15 protein-coding genes, 1 tRNA gene and 1 pseudogene are annotated in these 19,233 nt (G+C 46.6%); 5 read left to right on the forward strand and 12 right to left on the reverse strand.

Annotated features, from left to right (window positions below; translation table 11 throughout):
* Genes ACN6MW_RS14575 through ACN6MW_RS14585 form a run of 3 tightly spaced genes read right to left on the reverse strand, consistent with a single transcriptional unit; the run spans position 1 to position 3,522 of the window.
* Positions 1-828 (reverse strand): energy-coupling factor transporter transmembrane component T family protein, encoded by an 828-nt coding sequence (locus ACN6MW_RS14575; RefSeq protein WP_419876004.1) that lies wholly within the window; start codon positions 826-828, stop codon positions 1-3.
* Positions 815-2,644 carry an ABC transporter ATP-binding protein gene (locus tag ACN6MW_RS14580; RefSeq protein WP_419876005.1) on the reverse strand — a complete coding sequence of 610 codons (1,830 nt, stop codon included), beginning with the start codon at positions 2,642-2,644 and terminating at the stop codon, positions 815-817. The genes ACN6MW_RS14575 and ACN6MW_RS14580 overlap by 14 nt, the downstream gene beginning before the upstream one ends.
* The gene (locus ACN6MW_RS14585; protein ID WP_419876006.1) at positions 2,641-3,522 is read right to left on the reverse strand and encodes a cell division protein FtsQ; all 882 of its coding nucleotides are present in this window, start codon (positions 3,520-3,522) and stop codon (positions 2,641-2,643) included. Before ACN6MW_RS14585 ends, ACN6MW_RS14580 begins: the two co-directional genes overlap by 4 nt.
* Positions 3,523-3,765: 243 nt before the next feature.
* Between ACN6MW_RS14585 and ACN6MW_RS14590 the strand changes: the two genes are divergently transcribed.
* A complete protein-coding gene (locus ACN6MW_RS14590) occupies positions 3,766-4,611 on the forward strand; it encodes a MurR/RpiR family transcriptional regulator (RefSeq protein ID WP_419876007.1) in 846 nt (281 codons plus the stop codon).
* A 104-nt stretch (positions 4,612-4,715) separates the two neighbouring features.
* Here ACN6MW_RS14590 and ACN6MW_RS14595 read toward each other — a convergent pair whose 3' ends face one another.
* The 5 genes from ACN6MW_RS14595 to ACN6MW_RS14615 all read right to left on the reverse strand — a co-directional run bounded on the left by ACN6MW_RS14595 (position 4,716) and on the right by ACN6MW_RS14615 (position 12,147).
* Complete coding sequence (locus ACN6MW_RS14595; RefSeq protein WP_364144774.1) at positions 4,716-5,072, reverse strand: DUF4870 domain-containing protein; 357 nt, start codon at positions 5,070-5,072, stop codon at positions 4,716-4,718.
* A 144-nt stretch (positions 5,073-5,216) separates the two neighbouring features.
* A complete protein-coding gene (locus ACN6MW_RS14600) occupies positions 5,217-7,067 on the reverse strand; it encodes an S-layer homology domain-containing protein (RefSeq protein ID WP_419876008.1) in 1,851 nt (616 codons plus the stop codon).
* Positions 7,068-7,115: 48 nt separating this feature from the next.
* Positions 7,116-10,970, reverse strand: a complete 3,855-nt coding sequence (locus ACN6MW_RS14605; protein WP_419876009.1) for an Ig-like domain-containing protein — start codon at positions 10,968-10,970, stop codon at positions 7,116-7,118.
* Between the two features lie 267 nt (positions 10,971-11,237).
* The gene (locus ACN6MW_RS14610; RefSeq protein ID WP_364144772.1) at positions 11,238-11,567 is read right to left on the reverse strand and encodes a hypothetical protein; all 330 of its coding nucleotides are present in this window, start codon (positions 11,565-11,567) and stop codon (positions 11,238-11,240) included.
* 154 nt (positions 11,568-11,721) lie between these two features.
* The gene (locus tag ACN6MW_RS14615) at positions 11,722-12,147 is read right to left on the reverse strand and encodes a hypothetical protein (RefSeq protein ID WP_419876010.1); all 426 of its coding nucleotides are present in this window, start codon (positions 12,145-12,147) and stop codon (positions 11,722-11,724) included.
* A gap of 588 nt (positions 12,148-12,735) precedes the next feature.
* On the opposite strand from ACN6MW_RS14615, the gene ACN6MW_RS14620 reads away from it, so the two are divergent.
* On the forward strand, positions 12,736-12,900 hold the full coding sequence (locus ACN6MW_RS14620) for a hypothetical protein (protein ID WP_419876011.1): 165 nt from the start codon (positions 12,736-12,738) through the stop codon (positions 12,898-12,900).
* A 45-nt stretch (positions 12,901-12,945) separates the two neighbouring features.
* On the opposite strand, the gene ACN6MW_RS14625 is transcribed toward ACN6MW_RS14620, so the two are convergent.
* Complete coding sequence (locus tag ACN6MW_RS14625) at positions 12,946-14,049, reverse strand: acyltransferase family protein (protein WP_419876012.1); 1,104 nt, start codon at positions 14,047-14,049, stop codon at positions 12,946-12,948.
* Positions 14,050-14,281: 232 nt separating this feature from the next.
* On the opposite strand from ACN6MW_RS14625, the pseudogene ACN6MW_RS14630 reads away from it, so the two are divergent.
* Positions 14,282-14,598 (forward strand): annotated as a pseudogene (locus tag ACN6MW_RS14630) (phage holin family protein).
* 110 nt (positions 14,599-14,708) lie between these two features.
* On the opposite strand, the gene ACN6MW_RS14635 reads toward ACN6MW_RS14630, so the two are convergent.
* Positions 14,709-14,785 (reverse strand) — tRNA-Arg (locus tag ACN6MW_RS14635).
* A 181-nt stretch (positions 14,786-14,966) separates the two neighbouring features.
* Here ACN6MW_RS14635 and ACN6MW_RS14640 point away from each other — a divergent pair.
* Both ACN6MW_RS14640 and ACN6MW_RS14645 read left to right on the forward strand, forming a co-directional pair.
* Entirely contained in the window at positions 14,967-16,118 is a 1,152-nt protein-coding gene (locus tag ACN6MW_RS14640; protein ID WP_419876013.1) for an HD domain-containing phosphohydrolase, read from the forward strand.
* 294 nt (positions 16,119-16,412) lie between these two features.
* Positions 16,413-16,826: an organic hydroperoxide resistance protein gene (locus ACN6MW_RS14645; RefSeq protein WP_419876014.1), complete on the forward strand. Its 414-nt coding sequence runs from the start codon at positions 16,413-16,415 to the stop codon at positions 16,824-16,826.
* Positions 16,827-16,969: 143 nt separating this feature from the next.
* Here the strand turns inward: ACN6MW_RS14645 and ACN6MW_RS14650 are convergent, their stop codons facing one another.
* Positions 16,970-17,683, reverse strand: a complete 714-nt coding sequence (locus ACN6MW_RS14650; protein WP_364144764.1) for an aspartate/glutamate racemase family protein — start codon at positions 17,681-17,683, stop codon at positions 16,970-16,972.
* Between the two features lie 67 nt (positions 17,684-17,750).
* A complete protein-coding gene (locus tag ACN6MW_RS14655; RefSeq protein ID WP_419876352.1) occupies positions 17,751-19,220 on the reverse strand; it encodes a UDP-N-acetylmuramoyl-L-alanyl-D-glutamate--2,6-diaminopimelate ligase in 1,470 nt (489 codons plus the stop codon).
* Positions 19,221-19,233 lie beyond the last annotated feature (13 nt).

Consider the following 19,233-nt stretch of genomic DNA (forward strand, 5'->3'; position numbering starts at 1 on the left):
TTAGAAAGATATAAAATGCCCAAGACTAACCAGAGCGATCATAAACAGCAAAGAACAGCCGAGAAAGATGAAATCAAGCGGCCGAACCTGCATATGAGAAAGCTTCAGCCGTTTCGCCTCCGGACTGACCAGCGCATAAGTGAAGCCGCGTACCTCTAACGCTTCCACTGTCGTTCGGGTCCGTTTGGCTGTATTTAAAATGAGCGGGTAAAAGGCGAAAACGCCGATTTTAGCCATATAGACAAGCGACCGCATATATAAAAAACCTTTCTTGCGAGGCGCGCGTCCGCGCAGCCGGAACGAGTGGATCAGATTATGGTACTCTTCAATCAGAATCGGCAGCATTCGGTAGCCATAAGAGACACCGAAGCTGAATTGCCCGGGCATTCCCATGCTAAGCAGCGCATCGCTAAGCTTCTCGGGGTCCATGCTGGAAAAGACGGCTATGCTGGCTAACGAGATGAGTAATATTTTTAACGTCAATGTCATGAGCGGCCATACCCCGGCCAGGCTTCCGCCGAAGAAGAGGGAGCCGAATAAAATGTAGCTGATTTCACTGACGAGTCCGACACCCATAATGATTAGGACAAGCGGACTTACCTTAGAGGAGAGCGTAAGAACCAGCATTGGAATAAGCATGCCGAGCAAAATGGCTTTGTTATGAATAAACCAAGGCGCTATGGCAAAAAAAGAATACCAGATGAGCAGGATACGCGGATCAAAGCGCGACAGCAGGGTCGACTGCCTGCCGAAGGCCGTACGCATCAATTCGATTTTAATTTGCTCTACGCTCAGCTTGTCGAGCATGCTTTGCTTAATGGCTTCCAACGGTGTTGTCCTCCTTATCTAAATGGGAATTACGGTTAAATAACGGCGTGCGGGATAATCGAGCGGTGAATTCGGCTACGGACAAGCAGGGTGGCTCGAAGCCCAGGCGCTGGCTAAGCAAGGCGATTTGCGGCGCAAGGAGCCCCGCTTTCTCAAGAATGACCGTATGGCTGAAAAGCGAACGTTGATCGGTATCAAGCGCCACTTGGCCGTTATGCATGACAATAACGCGATTGGCCCATTCGGCAACAAGCTGCATGTCATGCGTAGCGATCACCGTTGTTTTCACTTGCTGATGCAGCTGGGCCAGCATTTCGGTCATTTCGCGGCGGCTGGAGGCATCAAGACTGGCGGTCGGTTCATCAAGCAGCATGACGGCAGGGCGCATGGCTAAGCCGATGGCTAACGTCGCTCTGCGCTGCTGTCCGCCGCTCAGGAGCCTGCCGTCACGGTCTTGCAAGCCGGTTAGCCGCAGGCGCTCAAGAATACCATCGACAAAGCTGCGGTAGTCCGGGATGTTACGGGCTTTTAAAAAATATTCAATATCCTTGCGGATAGAGTCTTCAATGAACATCTCCTCGGGATTCTGGTATATGTATGAGACAAAATCGGATAACAGCTCAGGCGAAGCCTGCTTAGTAATATGTCCGCATACCTCCAGCCGTCCGGCGCTTGGCCGCCGAATGCCTGAAATTAACTTCAGGAGCGTAGATTTGCCCGCGCCGTTATTCCCGACCAAAGCGATGCGATCCCCTTCATAAAAACTTATCGACATATCGCGGATGACGGGATGCATATCTCTTGTGATCGTTTTATAGGCGTAGGAGACATCGGTAAACGTAATAAGCGATTTTTTAGGGTGCGTGTTAATATCGGTTGGTTTGTTGGAGATAGGGATGTTCTCGATAATGGAAGACTGTCCTATCACTTGGCTAAAATAGTCGGCGGCCTCGTCGATGGTAATCGGGTAAAGGTGGCCAGCGGTCTGAGAATGTATGCCTTCAGCCTCCGAATCGCGAACGGCCAAGGTTACCTGCGGAGGCAAAATATGCAGGGCAGCCAGCTCGTCAACGGCGGACAACGCTTCTTGGACAGGCTTGACCCACCTTATCGTTCCGCTATCCATGAGCACGACCCTGTGACAGTAGTCCGCTATAAATTCGGTATGGTGCTCAATGACGATAATCGTTTTTCCGAACTGCTCATTTAATATTCGGAGCTTGTCGTAAATGAGCCTGGCATGAAACGGGTCAAGCTGGGCCACAGGCTCATCGACAATAATAATGTCAGGATCCAGCGACAAGGCGCCAGCAAGAGCCGTAAGATGCTTTTGTCCGCCGCTTAGCTGCCAAATCCACTGTTCCTTCAGCTGCTCGATGCCCAGCATGGATAGGGCGCGCAGCCCGCGCTCCTTGTAATCCGCAAAGCCGTAATTAAGCGGCGCAAAGCAGGCTTCGTCATAGACGGTGGGACGTACGAGCTGGTTCTCAAAATCTTGAAACACATATGCAACCTTTCGGGATAAGGAGGATACCGTCTCATCTGCAGCCGTAAGCCCAGCCACTTCGATAGAGCCGCTTAAATCGCCAACATAGTAATTCGGAATAAGGCCATTGAGACATTTGCACAGCGTAGACTTGCCACTGCCGTTCGTGCCGGCAACGGCAATAAACTCGCCGGGCTGAATCGTAAGGTGAATATCGCGCAGTGCCGTGTCTTCCGCTCCCGGATATTGAAACTGCACATCCTGGAGAGCTATGATTGGAGCCGCTTGCTGCGGCTCCTGGCGGGCCATCTGTGTGTGTAATGGTCTCAAAGCTTTATGTCCCCCGATACGCGAGCAGATTTGGATTTGGCGCGAAAGGCAGCAAATAGGGTAACGGCAAGGACAAGCGCAGCTGCTAAAACGCTGACCCAGATGAAGCCCTGCCCGTACTGCTCGATAAATTCGGGCTCCCATACCGCAAAATTAATATCCGACTCGGATAAGAATTCAGCGACTACGCCGATAAAAACGAATAAGATAGCGGTAATAAGGAGGCGCGGCGTCATGAGCTGGCCCCATGATACGGTAATTCGGCTGTCACGCGGCTTCATGCCGAGCAGCGGCTCTATTTTGCCATACAAACGGGGAACAAGAAATAAGGTTGGCAGAAGGGAGAAGAAGATGCCCGTAATCACCATGGCATTCAGGAAGCTTAGACCTTCAATAAGCAGGATACTTTCCGGAATGCCCGGAACGGCCTCAAGCTCTTCAATGCCGAACCATACTTTGCTAATATCGACAATCGCGCTGAGCATTTGGTCAATGCCAACTGCAACGAAGGAGGCGAGCGCGAGCTGCTTCCGGTTGCGGGGGTCGCTGACGAGTAATCCCGCTATGTACATTGCGATGGTAAACTCAATAAATTTCTCCAGCTCGCCGAGTCCGCCGAATTGGCCAAGCAGCAGCTCGCCGAAGATAACCTCTCCAAAGGAAGCGCCAAGCGCGGCATACAGCGGATTAAATAGAATGCACAGCGTAAGCGGAATAAAGGCGAAATACTCGACCTTCAGTTCAATCGGTCCAAGCTTTAGCTCAGGGATGAGCTCGGAGAACATGTTGGATATGCCGTACAAAGACATGGATAATATGAAGACCATAAGCTTTTGTGATTGCGTTAACTCGTATCGGCGCTTAGGCGCTGAAACCATGGGGATTCCTCCTAAATTGTTTTGTGAGGCGGAGCTCGCCTTGTAAGCCTCGTTTCAAAGCGAATTCTTCTACAATATAGGGACTGAATGTTTTCGGATCATCAACAAATTGTATGGATTGTGTAAAATAAAATACATTTATTTAATTATGAAAAAAAACTATCATCATTTATCAAAAAGGTGTTATACTCCATAGAGAAAATAGGAAACGCTAACCTAGAGGAGAATAGGGGATAGTTTGACATGACAGCCTTTCATTTGGATATGGATCTCGACAATATGTCAAAGAGTCAGCAGGCGATCGCTAATTACGTAATGGGTGCGCTGCAGCAAATTCCTTACTGTACGGAAGAGGATATCGCACTTGCGGTAGGCGTAAGCACAGCCACCGTATCGCGATTTTGGCGGACGATCGGCTTTGCTAACTTAAAAGCATTCAAGAAGCATCTGCTCCAAAACGAGCATGCGACGCCTGCTCGCAAGATGAAACAAATTTTGAATAAAATGGAGCATGAGGAGGCGGATGTTGTAAGCGAGATGCTGGACATTGCGTCTGCGAATATAGAGGTGACATCGAAGCGGGTGGAGCGGGAGTCATTTTATAAAGCGGTTGAGGCCATTCACGCCGCGCGGACGGTTTATGTATTCGGCACGGGGGCGGCCATGAGCTTAATAGAGCTTATACGCTTTCGATTAAACAGGATAAACGTGCGAGTCGAGGGAATGGCGGGCAGCGGAAGCGAGCTTCTGGAATCGCTTGTCCATGCGGGACCTGATGATGTTGTGCTGATGTTTGGATTCGTAAGGCGCTCTCCGGAACTAACCGTGCTGCTTGAGAATGCGCGTACAGCCGGCTATACAACCGTGCTTGTTACGGATTTGCTGGTTTCTGATATGCTGGAGCAGAGCGACCTGGTCCTGCAGGTCGATCGGGGCGAGCTGGAGGGCTTTCATTCGATGGCGGCGCCGGTCGCGCTTATGGATGCATTATCGGTTGCAGTAACGAAGAGGCGCGGGGAGCAGGCGCTCCAGCAGCTGGATCGTTTACATGCGCTGCGGAAGAAATATGCCTCGCTGCTGCCTAAATAAAATAAAGACGCCGGAGCCTGCAGGCTACGGCGTCTTTGCTTATAGTTCACCGCGAGACGAATGAGGTGTCAACGCCAAATGACGGCAACAACCGTTTACGCTTGTTATTTGAAAAAACGAATCGTCAACGGATAACGGTAACCATTGCCCTCGGAGGCGCGAATGGAGGCGATAATGGTAAACACGAGCCAAAAAACAAATAATAGCGGTGTAGTGATGAAGCCGATAAGCACGAAAATTAACAGGCCTGAAATAATGGTGTAGATCGCGTTGCTAATTTGAAAATTAAGCGACTCCTTGCCGTGCATGTCTACGTAGCTCGATTGGTCCTTTTTCATGAGCCAGATGACGAGCGGTCCAAGAATGTTGCCAAGCGGGATTATCAATCCGCTGAATGCGAGCAGATGACAGAGCATGCCGTACGTTTTTTCTTCTTTGTGGAGCCCAAAAGGCTGATTCATCAGGTGTTGCCTCCCTTATTCTTAAAAGACGTTGAAATGGCTTTAAGTACATATACGTAGGGAAGGCCGAAAGATATGCATAAATAAATGCATGAATTGCCGTTTATGACGCTAGCATTACGTCATTGCAACAGTATCAGGCAGCTAATTTATTAAGGATGCTTGCTGGAGCAATCTTCTTACCATCGCAGCCGTTTCTGCACGGGAAATAGCGGAGCCGGCGTTTATTTTGCCATTCGAGCCTTTCACAATGCCTTGCTTGATAATGGCAGCCACAGCCTCGCGTGACCATTCGCTTACGGATTGGCTATCGGAGAATGGTGCCAGGAGTTTTGCAGTCTCTGACTGGTCGCTGACCTGTTGAAGATTAACATATTTCATTGTCCGGCTTAAAATAACCATGGCTTCCGCACGGGTGATCGATGCATTCGGCTGGAAGGTGTTATCCTTATAACCGCTGATAATTCCGTAGGAAGCTGCCAGATTTACCGCTTCGCTGTACCAGCTTTGATCGGATACATCCTTGAAGGAAGCTGTATTCTGCTTTGCAGCTTTGTGAAGTCCAAGAGCCCGCATCGTGATTGCCGTAAATTCGGCGCGCGTGATGGAGCGTTCCGGAGCGAACGAGTCTGTGGAAACGCCTTGAAGGACAAGGCGTGACGCCAAATCGTTGACATCGGATTTACTCCAATGGTTTTGGACGTCAGAAAAAGCTTTTGGGTGCCATACGACGGTATAGGTGCTATTCGTAAGGCTGTTGATTAACGCATAGTACTTGTCGTCTTTTTTGATAATTTGCGTTGGCACATGCGTCATTGTACCATCTTCATGGATAACAACCCCTGTCGTAAGCTTGGCAGGGTCAATGCCGTCAGGAAGAGCAATCGCACGGTTGATATAGTGGTTAAACCGGTCAATGGTCACTATTTGGTCGCCATAGGTAGCCGTGACCTCAAAGTTAACGGGTTTGCCAATTAGATTTATGCCGCTTGCTTGCGCAGCCTTTTCAGCTTCGGCGATCTCACTCATCTCCACTTCGGCAATCCGCACACTAATCTTAATATCCTGGAGTGCCACATCTTTTCCAATCGTATCCGATACTTGGTCAATGTTGATTTGGTCTGCCGGTAGCGTGTAGGTGGCGCGATCGGTCCGAATTTCCAGCACGGCAGCCTTGGCTTCCATGGCTTTGACAAGCATGCCGTTTAATTCCCCCGTCACGATGGAGGAGTCTCCGCTAACCGGAATGACAAGCGTACGAAGATTATCGCCGGCGATCTGCTTTAATACCTTCTCGTCATCTACGGTGACAGTAGTTACCTTATGATTGTTAATCGTTTCCGTACGTGCCGTCGCTGAATTTTCCTGTTCCTTGCCATCGATGACAACCCTGATTGGAGTCTCGGACGATTCGGCAGGAGCCAGCCTTACGGTGATGCTGCCAGTCTGTAGTACGACCGGGAGCAATGCGGCATTGCTATCGGAAAAAGCCAAATGGTCAGGCTGTGACGAATCTACGGTTAATATTTTCTCGCCTAGCGTTCCGGAGCTCTTAGGTTTTAGACGAATGGTGTACAGCTGAAGGGAATGGGTCAGGGGACTCTCCCCTCCCGAACCGTCTACCCAAGCCGCACGCAGCCAGCCTTCTTTATTGTCGAATTGGGACTGGAAACAGCCTTCGACTGATTCCGCGCACTTTGTTTCATCGGTGCTCCCGTAATTTGGGGTAATCGATACAACCTCCAAAGAAGCGGTGTCGAAGTCGATCTGCATGCCGTAGGAAGCGATGCCTACATCAGGCTTCTGCAGGGTTACGGGAACATCGATCATACTCCCGATAGCTACCTGGGAGCTGCCGATCGTCACTTGAACCGCATCCTTTTGAAGAGACGCGGCATTAGCGGTGGAAGCATGTAGACCTATACTCGTCGCAATCAGCAGGAAAGCCATAAATGCAGGAAACGCTGCAGGCCGTTTTAATGGATGTGTGAACATGGGAACCTCCGAAATTTTAATGTAGGAATAATTATGCTGGTTCTCAATCTAATCAAATAAACGGTGAGAGCCCATGTAGGAATAGATGCCGGATGAAAAAACATTCCATTCCGACAAATCAAAGCTGTTGTAGCCGCCAATAATGCCTTTTCTGCGAATAAGCGCTTTACCCTCCCCAATGATCGGAACCGCGCTGGTTACCGACGGATTACCTAGAACATCTACGGTTATGCCATCTTTTTTAAGAACAAGTGCGGTTACGGTGAACGCATTGGGGTTGTATAACGATAAATCATCATTATTATAATAAATGATATTCGCGATATCGAAGGCATCGTAAAAGATTTCGTTAATCATGATAAACGGTTGGTAGGAATTAATTCCCCCAATCGGTAAATTTGTAACCTGAATATTTTTAGACTGATTCATATATTTATATACATCAATGGAATAACCAGTGGCTACGTGATTCGGGTCTCCATTGCCTGGATACATGAGCTGAAGTGCGATCCGCCCATCATTACCCCATATTAAATCAGAGAAATAAGGAGAGACTTCCGCCGGTCTGGTTGTAAACGTCCATGCGGAGGAATCTGTAATACCCGTGAAAGGCCTGCCGTTTAGATCTTGGAATGCGCCGGGTTCCACTTGTATGCCGTACTCGATTGATCCGGGCAGGATGTTATGCCGAATGGATAGGGTATTTCCATTAACCGCTACTTTCTGGGTATCCCCGGCATTTATCGTTTGCACGGTACGTCCGTTGAATTTTTCGTAAACGGTAATGTACTTTCCGTTTACGGGCGTGACCGGACTTGAAAAAGTCAAAGAGAAATCGGCTGAGAGACTGCTGTTTAATGCATGATTGGCCGGTGACATTGCCGTGATGACAGGTCCCTCAATCACAGCTGTAATCGTCTTGGCTTCTGAAGCTATAGCATGTCCGCTGGCAAGGGCCGAGGCCTTGGCCGTTATCGTAAAGTTAGTTATATCCGCATCGAAGTTCGTTTGATCGAATTCAAGAAACACGAAGGCTTGGCTGGGCTTCTCGGAGTCAACGCCTGCACCAATGATGGACAGACCGCTTGGCGCGTTGTTGAGCTGAAAATCAGCGGCCTCTGCCAAGGGATTAAAGGTGTCTCCTGTAAGATCCAGCGTAATCAGTGCTCCCTCCAAATTTGTTTCCGTGAGCGGTTCCGTTAGCGTTACGGCAAGCGCCCTGGAATCTTGTGAAGTAAAACGCAATGCGGAGTTCCCTGTTAGGCCAATGAACGCATTGCCGGCCGCATCGGCAAAAGCTCCTGCATCGATCTCCAGATAATAGTCAGTCAGCTGTCCCAGCGTTGTGTGGGAGAAGGTTACCGTGCTGCCGCTAATCGTGACCTGATTGGAATTCGAGACATCATAGGTTTCAATAATATGATCGTCGGTAAGAGCGCGAAGCGTAATATTTTTGCCGGCGGTTTCGGAAATATTCTCATCAAAGGTAAGAGAAAAGCTGCCTTCCGCAGGGATATTATACCCGCCGTTCGCAGGCGTTGAGACCGTAATCCGGGGTCCCGTTGTATCCAAAGAAATCATATCGCTGACGGTGTTTGCCATCACATTGCCGAGTGAGTCCCTCAGCTGCATGTACACCGTCTTTTCCCCATCATCCGCTGTAAGACTCCAGCTTTTATTGGATGCGGCAGCCTCCCAATCGCTCCAGCTGCTTCCATCGTTGGAGAAACGCATTTCCGTGCCAGCGACACCGGAGCCGTCCGTGCTGGTTACGTTTAGCTCAACGCTTGCTGATGCCGTCACAACGTCCCCGTGGTTGATGTTTAACGTCCCGGTTGGGGCGGTACCATCCAACATAATCGAATCGCTAATCGGGTTACCTGTTGTGTTGCCTAGTCCATCCTGCAGTTCCAACCACACGGTCTTCGCCCCGTCTCCCGAAGTGAGGCTCCATTGCTTGGTTGCTGCGGTATCTTCCCACGTGCTCCAATTTACGCCGTCATTCGAGAAGCGCATCTTCGTACCGCCAACAACCGTATCGTCGGTGTTTGTGATGGATAGCGTTACCTCAGCCGCTTTAACAGAGGCAGCATTGCTATTAATAATGAGCGAGCCGCTTGGAGCGGTTAGATCCAATAAAATATCATCCGAAATGTCAGAAGCGGTAACATTGCCGGCGCTGTCGCGCAGCTGCATGCTTACCGACTTTTTACCTTCCGAGGCGTCTAACGTCCAGCTTTTGCTGGCGGATGCCGCTTCCCAACTGCTCCAGTTACTGCCGTCGTTCGAGAAACGCATCTCAACGTTTCCGTTGCTGTCGCTGCTCGTAATGGAGAGAATGGCATGGACAGAGCCGACTGCCAAGGCATCGTTATTAATACTTAGCATACCGGCCGGCGGTGTGGCATCCACGACAATGGAATGAGTAATTGCAGTGGTTGTAACATTATGAAGACGGTCACGCAGCTGCATGGAGACATTCTTCAAGCCTTCCCCGGCCGGGAGGGTCCAGCTCTTGCTTGCTGCAGCCGTCTCCCAATCAGTCCAGCTACTGCCATCGTTGGAAAAACGCATTTCGATACCGTTTACGCCGGCGGCATCTGTGCTGGTTATGTCTAAGTTAACGTTGGCTTCCGCTGTTGTTGCCTTGCCGTTGTTTATATTCAGAGTCCCGGCAGGCGCAGCTGTATCCAATGTGATGGTATCGCTGAAGGAATTGGCAGTTGCGTTACCTGCGCCGTCGCGCAGCTGCATGAATACCGTTTTTAATCCATCCCCTGATTGCAGCGTCCAGCTTCTGCTGGCTGCAGCGGTTTCCCATGAACTCCAAATAACGCCGTCATTCGAGAAACGCATCTCAGTTCCGCTAATACCGGCACCATCGCTGCTCGTTGTCGTCAGCATGACGTTTTCCGCATTGGTTGCGGCTGCTGATTCGTTTATCGTTACCGTACCCGTCGGAGCAGTCGTATCGGGGATTAAACTGCTAACGGCTGCGATTGTTGGTATCCCTTGCTGATTACCGTTAGCTGCAATTGGCGTCACCTCAAAAAATAAATACCGATTGGCATCCGCGGCCGTTACGGTATATTCACTGCCGGTAGCGCCTAAAATTTTTGTTTTATCCGAGCCCTCTTGTTGGCTGCCGATGTACCATTGATATTGCGAACTTCCCTCAGGGTCGCCTTCGGCATCTAGATAAATATATGTTCCTGTTACGGTACTTCCATCAGACAGGGAGTCTTCGATGCCTTCATTGTTCGAAGCAACAGGTGCGTCATTTATATCGCTTATGGCAATAATAAAGGTTTGGGCGGCCGTTGTTTTCCCCACGTAGGTATTCACTAGCATGGTGGCATCCGCGCTGGTCACGACACCGTCCCGGTTAATATCAAGCCGGTTTTTCTCTTCAACGGACAAGGGTGTTTTAGTATTGACGACTTTATAGATGTATAAGGCATCCGCAGGAGTAACCAGTCCGTCGCCTGTCGTATCGCCTATTTTGGTCACTTGAAATTGAAAGCTGTCGATCATCGCTTTACCGTGCTTATCACTTGCATGAACGGTGATAACCGTTGATCCTGCTGCTTGCGTGTTTAAAGTAAGCAGGCTTCCAGCGGCTGTTACATCAGCAATTGCCGGTTTACTTGAAGAAACGATAACCTGCACGGACCCTTGGTCCAAAGGAGCGAGACGGGAGCTGATATCTAAATTAATAGCGCTTCCATTCATCGTATAATTTTGCGCGTAATCGGTAATCGTGATCGGCTGCAAAATAGTGGGGTTACTCGCATAGACATGAGAAGAAACGGAGAGCGGGGCTACCAGCACGGCAGTACTAAGTAAGCTAAGAGATAGCTTTTTGCTCAGCTTGTAACCTGGTTTTTTGAACTTTTTTTTCATTTGGCGACCTTCCTTGTCTGTGAGTTCAAGTGTAAGAACAGGAACGAATGGATTTATTCGTTATTTTTCGATTTAATTCGACATTTTTATGATAAATCCTGCTAAATATAGTCCATAAGTCTAATATTTATTGTCGAATTCTGGAGAAACGTTTAATGCGCAAGGAATGGTATGAAAATGACGCAGGAAAAAAGAGGGGAAATAAATATAGACTTTTAAAAAAAGGATTATCCTTTCGTAGAAAAATCTACAAAGGATAATCCTTTTTTAGAAGCTGCCCGGAGCGGGAGGGTATGGAGGATTGCTGTGCTGCTCTTTTTTGAATGCGGCAATAAAGAGGAATACCGCAGTTGTAAGATGCATGATCATGCCCAGAAAAGGAATCCATGCCAATACCGAGGTGACGATACCTAGTATGCTGCCCACTATGGGTTTATTGTGCTGCGAGCAAAGGACCAGCGTTATAATGTGGAGCACAAGCGCGACGAATAGTAGGGTATAGCCGGAAAATAGGACCAGCGAGCCTCCCAAAAAGGGAAAGCCCAATATGCCTTCCATAATTGCGGTAACCAGCAGCAGCGTGCCAGCAGCCTTCATGTATATTCCTCCTAACAGGAATTTTATTTTTTTACAGTAGATGCATCAAAAAAATAAGTTTATCGGTTACTGTGTTTATTCTTACGCGTGAAATGCCTTATAGGTTGCATTTGCCTTCGATAAGAGGCATAAAGAAAGGTAAAAGTTACCTTTTTTATGCATCGGAGGAGGCACGCATCGCAAAGATTTCGGAATTGTACGCAGAGATTCGTTGGTTGATTTCATTTCGTATGTATTCATGTGTCAGAGTAATGCAATCTTCATAGCCGCGGCAATTGAAATGATAGGTTAGTTTGTTATTTATTCCGTGATCCGTACAAACGGTAATGCTTTTTGAAACCAGCAGCCGAGTGTTCGCCGCTAAATCAGCCTTCATTTTGAAAATGATAATGTCGGCGGCTTTGGCAAAGATCGCACGCAAAGAGCGTGCTTTCCGATCCAGCTCGCGACTATTGCGTTCTACGACTGCGAGTGCTAGCGGAAGAATAATGGAGTCTTGCATAAGCTGAAGCTCTTCCACAGCCGGTGGCTGGCATGAATGCGGGTTATGATTGTTTACCTTAAATAACGGCATGGCCATTAGTAAATCACCTCATGCACATTATAGGGGAACAAACGTTCTGTAGTCAACCTATCCATTCCATAAAACATACAAAAAAACCTCCTACGACGAATGCGTAGCAGGTCTCATTATAATGACTGCAAGTTACTTCAGTGCTGGAACCTCCCACCTAACGTTTAGGAAGGCCTATAGTATCGTATGCGCTCCGAAAGCCACACGGTTACTGGTTTCGTACACTCAACGATGGAACACGGTTTGTACGAGGTCCTACCTACACGTATTATAGCGGAAGGAATACGCGAATGCGATTGAATAAACGGCCACCACCTTTGACAGTATTATTGCATTAATAGGTAATACTAAAATCGGGAGTGATGGTATATGCGGAAAATAATTTCCAACGCCCTTGGTATTTAAATGCATTAGGGAACTACGCTAATTCAACTTCAGTTTTGACAATCGAAACGGCAGGAGACTCCACCACATCCGGAACTATATAAATCTTACAAGAAGGAAGTTTTGAAATTAACTGGTCTGTAATCGGAAGTCCAACCGGAAACTTAAGTATGTATATATTAGTACATGGTCATTGAGGTGATGATTAGTATGATGGTTACAATTAATAAGGAAGGTGGAAAAATAATAGTAGGACAATCAGACGGAGTATTTGAAGTAATGCTAGAAAATCCCATTGATATAGGTTTGTCGGAAAATGAAATTGAAGTAAGAAATGTAGATGAAGAAGAATTTATTTTGTTAACAAATTCTTAATAACATGGCTAGTATGAAGTTTAGAATTCGTACTAGCCATGTTATTTATAGATCTAATTGTTTTCTGCTAGGTAAATTGACTGATGACTTGGTTTTTGTTAAATCCATAAAAGGTTTCTCAATAATACGGTAGGTTAAAAAAGAAACTAAATATGTCAAAACAAATATTAAACCAGTCATTATGTATAACGAAGTTCCTTGAAAATGATTAACGACAAAATAAAGAACAGGCATATGCAATAAATACATGCTAAAACTAAGTTCACCACAGGACCTTAAAATACTCGCTGATAATAGTTTTTTTATAATACCAGTTCCATTAAGGTAACTATAGGTTAATATTGAAAAACAGGAAATAGCTAATAAATGTCGGTACTTATAATATTGACCCCAATCTATACTGGAGTAATTGAAGTGGTGTCCTCCTTGAAAATAGTACCAAATAGCGGGAATTTGTGTGCCCATTACCACAATGCATAATATAGCAATTATTTCGAAAGTACCCTTTTTGAATAGTTGCAAATCCATTTTCTCTGAAAGTACGTATATGTAACTAGTTAAGATTCCTGCAATAAAAGAAACAACATAACGGTGAATAAATAGAGTTTCCCAAAATGAGTTTGTATAGGCAAGTAAACCATTGCTAACAAATAAACAAGTAATTAAAGTTAATATACTCCAAAGAGCTAATTTGTTTCTGGAGCAAATAACTAATGCAACTACAAACAGCGGTAGTATTAGATAAAACTTTAATTCTACAGGGACACTCCAGTAAACTCCATTCCCTCTGATAAAAAGGAGATGGTCTATCAACTCTTGTTTATCCGGAGAAACAATTTGTGCTTTTAGATAATAGAAATCGATTAGTATCACTGTATAATACAAGGGTAGAATACGTATAATTCTACGAATAAAGTAATTTATCCATTTGCGAGCACTAAAAATTAATTCTGGATCATGAAAAAATGGTCGGCTTAATAAAAAGGAACTAAGGAAGAAAAATAGGATTACACCGTATTGACCAGTACCAGTCAAATTTAAGTTTGGCAATAGGTAAAGTCCCGAGTTTCCAGTATGACTAAATATAACAATAAGAACAGCAATACCCCTTAAGCCATTTAATGATTTAATTATTAAGTTCGAGCTCAACCTTACCACTCCTTACGACAATATAAAAAAGTATAGTCCAATAATTATACTTTGACTAGATTGGAATTGTGATTAGGAATTGTCAAACTTTCATCAGGACCATAATACGCCGTAAGTACACGCAATTAAATAGAAACGGAGATGATCGCGGAATAAACGGTCAAAAAACGGGGGCGCTGGCATTGCTGGCGCCTTTATTGCGTTCGCATTCGGAGGCTGGCACGAATCGCTGATGTTCCTGCTCGTAGCCATTGGTGTAGATATCGCGTCAGGAATGTATGCGTCAGTAAAAGAGGGGCGCGGCTTAAATAGCGCTGTCGGCTCCGTCGGCCTGGCGAAAAAAGGCTCATGTTACTCGTTATTTTACTCGCACACAGGCTCGACGTTTTGCTCGAATTAGACGCGGTTGTAATGACGGAGGCGATCTACTTCTATATTGCCAACGAGCTGATCAGTATCACGGAGAATTACGGACGCATCGGGCTCCCAATGTCTCTTGCGCGGGTCAACATCGTGCATAGCAAAAAACCTCCTACGTTAAGATCGTAGGAAGCTCGTATTTACGTGCTACATTCATCGTGTTTGAGCGTCAGAAACCGTAAGACTATACGATACACTCAACGCTGGCAAAACGCTGTAACACGGTGGTTTATATGCATTGGCGCGCCCGAGAGGGCTCGAACCTCCCACCTAACGTTTAGGAAACGTTTGCTCTATCCGGATGAGCTACGGACGCGCAGCAATGTTAATTATAGCATGTGAGCTTTTAAGGAAGCAAGATTAACCAGTCTTATTTTGGAATCATGCAGTTATTGTCGAAATAAGTCAATTTTCTAGGCTTTACAGCAGGAAAAAAAGTGCAGGAGGGCGAATAGTTGTATGGACGAAGAGCTCGAACAGCTGGAGGAATACCCCGCATGTATGAATACTTCAATGAACCTTTTTCTTTTAAATTAGATTTAACGCCAGAACAAATGCTTAAGGTTATTTTTGAATATACCGCAAAAATCGCTACTGAGAAAAAACTGGAAAATGTTCTTGTTTTAATGGCGAATATGGGCAGGGATATGGTCGTTGCCGACCGCTGTACGGTTTGGTTAATTGATGCTGCGAATAATGAATTGTTTACAGTGGTCACGCATGCTATCGGTGAAATTAGAATACCTTACGGAAGCGGCCTAGTAGGGAGTGCAATCAGCACCGGACAGCCTATTTTTATCGATGATGCTTATGGAGATCCCAGGCATAACCCGGAGAGCGACAAAAAGACGGGCTATCGGACGAAGTCGATCATGACCATTCCTTTCCGCAACAATCAGGGAGAGGTGATTGGAGCCTATCAAGCGATCAACAAGCTGACGCAAAAGCAGTCATTCTCGACGCAGGACATGGACTATCTCACCCTAGCTGCAGCCTATTCGGGCAAATCCCTTGAATCCATTATGCTGCATCAGGAAATAATAGAGACACAGAAAGAAATCATTTTGGCTATGGGCAATATCGGCGAGGGACGCTCCAAGGAAACAGGGAATCATGTAAAACGGGTCGCTCAATATTCTTATATTTTGGCAGCAGGCCTTGGCATGAGCCAGATAGAAGCCGAAAGGCTGCGAAGCGCATCGCCCATGCATGATATAGGGAAGGTAGCGATTCCGGATGCGATCTTGCAAAAGCCAGGGAAGCTCACGGCCGCGGAATTTGAGCAAATGAAGGAACACTGCACGATTGGATACCGGCTGCTGAGAAAATCAAAGAGACAGCTCCTGCAGGCTGCAGCGATCGTAGCTTGGCAGCATCACGAGAAATGGGATGGGACCGGTTATCCGCAGGGGCTTGCGGGAGAGAATATACATATCTATGGACGAATTACGGCGCTTGCCGATGTATTCGATGCCTTAGGCAGCGCGAGGGCATATAAAGAGGCATGGCCGTTGGAACGTATTTTGCAGCTCATTAAAGAGGAGCGGGGGCGGCACTTTGACCCTCGGGTGGTGGATGTTTTTTTCGAGCAGCTTCCGCTTATCCTTGATGTAAGAGAGCAGAATGAAGACCTGTTTGAAACGGAATAAAAATAAATTTAAGCCTTATCGGAGAAATCCGATGAGGCTTTTTTTGAGTGGGCATGCATGAATAATAGCGCTATAGAAGCATCGGAATCCGTTTTTTATTGACAGCTCACCGATAGAGGTGTATATTAATTTTATAAAATTAAATTGTATAAAATCAAAAAAGCGTTACAAGCTATTTTGCATAACCAGAATAGAAAAGGAGCGCTTAGGCAATAAGAATGCAGAATGCTTTTCTTGTAAACGAAGCTTCAAACGACAGTGAAGATTTATAATAAAAAAACGGAGGAATTTATTATGCAAAAATTATACACAGCTACGGTAACCGCAACTGGCGGAAGAGACGGTAAGCTTGTATCGAGCGATCATCAATTGGATGTAGATGTGAGAGCGCCGAAGGAGCTTGGAGGCCAAGGAGGAGCTACGAATCCAGAGCAGCTGTTTGCCGGCGGCTACGCGGCTTGTTTCGAGAGCGCGATCAATGTTGTAAGCCGGTTGAAGAAAATTAAGGTAGAGAAAACGGAAGTAACCGCTCATGTTACATTAGGGAAGGACGAAGGCGGAGGATACGAGCTGGAGGTCAAACTTGATATTTCTATTGTTGGCGTTGAACCGGATGTGGCGAAGGAATTGGTCGATGCGGCTCATCAGGTTTGTCCGTATTCGCGGGCGACTCGCGGCAATATTAACGTGGAGCTTAACCTTGTATAAGGACTAACCAGTCAGTTAAAGCATTTGAGGCATTTGAATACAAAAAAATCCGGAGATCATTCTCCGGATTTTTCACTTTCAATAAGCCAAGACCATAGGGCCTTGGTCTCCGTCATGACAACAACCGTGAATGACGTTGTTCATTATTTTGAGATGGATTGTTTGCCGGATAGCTCGATTGACTTCTGAACTAGCACGGACATGGCATCCACGCAATGTTTTGCAACTTCTTTCTGAATCGGAATGCATGATAATTCGGTACATGCAATGATGACGCATTGGCATTCATCATGGGTAAGAAGATGGTTAATGATACCTTCAAACTCGGAAGGCTCTACAGGCAGATTGCGTTTAACCTTATTGTAGATAATGTCCATCACATGCTCTTGAACCGCTGCGTCCGGCTCATGCAGCCTCATATTGTACTGCTCGCAGCCCTTACGGTAAACGCCGCTGCTCACCGTACCGTTTGTCGCCAAGATGCCTACTTTGCAGTGCTCGCCGTAGGTATCGTAAATTTCCTTTAAGCTCTCATCCACCATATTAATGATATTGATGCTTGTCATTTGCTGCATTTCATTGTAAAAGTAATGCGAAGTATTACACGGTATTGCTATATTCGACACGCCGGACGCTTCAAGCAGCTTTAAATCTTTAGCAACTGCCTTTAGAAACAGCTCGCCTCTGTTGTCCAATATCACTCCGGTTCGATCGGGCAATGTGGCATGATTAAGAATCACCATATCGATATGTTCCTGATCGCGTTCCGCTGCTGTCTGTTCGATGACCATGTCGAAAAATACGGATGTTGCTTTCGGTCCCATCCCGCCAATGACGCCTAAGCTTTTAGCTTCCATTGTTCAACCTACTTTTATTGAAGTGTTAGTTGCGATTAATTCATTTTTCTGCGTTTTAAATGCGTCGTCACTTTGTTTTTGATTTTATTTCCCTGACGATTTCCGCTTCATTAAAAGGAAATTCCGTTTTTCCGATAATTTGCGTCGTTTCATGGCCTTTGCCGGCGATAAGGATTACATCGTCTTTTTTGCTGATTTCAATGGCGAAGGCAATCGCGTCTCTCCGGTCGACAACAGCCTCGTAAGCGCCGTTATACGCTTCAATGCCTTCAATGATCTCACGGATAATCAGGTTGTTATCCTGCATCTTCGGATTGTCCGAGGTAATAACGGAAAAATCGGCAAACGTGGCAGCAACCTTCGCCATCGCTCTGCGCTTCTCCGTGCCGGATTCTCCGTCTGACGCGTAAACGCCGAATACGAGAATGATTCTTCCTTTGGCAAAAGGCCTTATCGTCGTCAAAGCTTTCTCTAGACTATCCTCGGTATGAGCGAAATCGACGATAATTTTGGAGTCTCCATCTTGATAAACCACCTCTAGGCGCCCTTTAATGCCGTCGACGGCCGCAATGCCCTCAGCGATTTGCTGCAGGCTGAATTGGTTGGCATATGCGGTTGCGATAGCCGCTAAGCTGTTATATACGTAGATCATCCCAGGGAGATTCACTTTAATGGAGATGCTTCCCTTTGGCGTATTCACGGTATAGGTGGTGTAATCGGAAAAATAATGAATGTCCGTCGCATAAATATCGGCTTCCTGCTCAATTCCGTAAGTGAGCAGCTTTGGCTCCTTATCCTTTAAGCGATCGATCAGAATCCGTCCGTATTTATCGTCGGCATTTATAATATTGTAGTCCGTGGTCATGTCAAACAGCTTTGCCTTGGCCTCGAAATACTCCTCCATCGTACGATGCAGCTCGAGATGGTCCGGCGTTAGGTTCGTAAAAATCCCCGTGTTGAAGCTGGAATGAGCAACCCGGTTCAGATTAAGCGCATGCGAGGAGACCTCCATGACGCAATGCTTCATGTCGGACTGCGTCATCTCAGCGAAGATCTGCTGAAGATTCAGGGATTCGGGCGTCGTATTTTTATTTTGGAACACCTTATCCCCGATCACCGTGCCAATGGTACCGATAATCCCAAGCGTGGTTCCCGTTTGCTCGAAAATAGATTTGAGAAAATAGGTGGTTGACGTTTTCCCGTTCGTTCCGGTAATGCCGATAAGATTCATTTGCTCCGTCGGGCGATGATAGAAATTAGCAGCTATTCGTGCAAGCGCTTCGCGCGTATTGGCTACCTGCAGGACGGTTACGTCAGCAGAGATTGGAACATCCTTCTCTACGATAATCGTGGTTGCTCCAAGCTCGATCGCTTTATCAATGAAACGATGGCCGTCCACCGAAAAACCGGAAATCGCAACGAATACGCCGTTTGCCGCAGCCTCTCTGGAATCGTAGGCAATAGAAGCTGCTTCTCTATGTAAATCGCCTTTCACGAGCTTATATTCAAGATCTGTAATTAAGGAGGTCAACAACATATGATACAATCAG

The organism is Pristimantibacillus sp. PTI5 (assembly GCF_048572955.1).
Lineage (GTDB): Bacteria > Bacillota > Bacilli > Paenibacillales > Paenibacillaceae > Pristimantibacillus.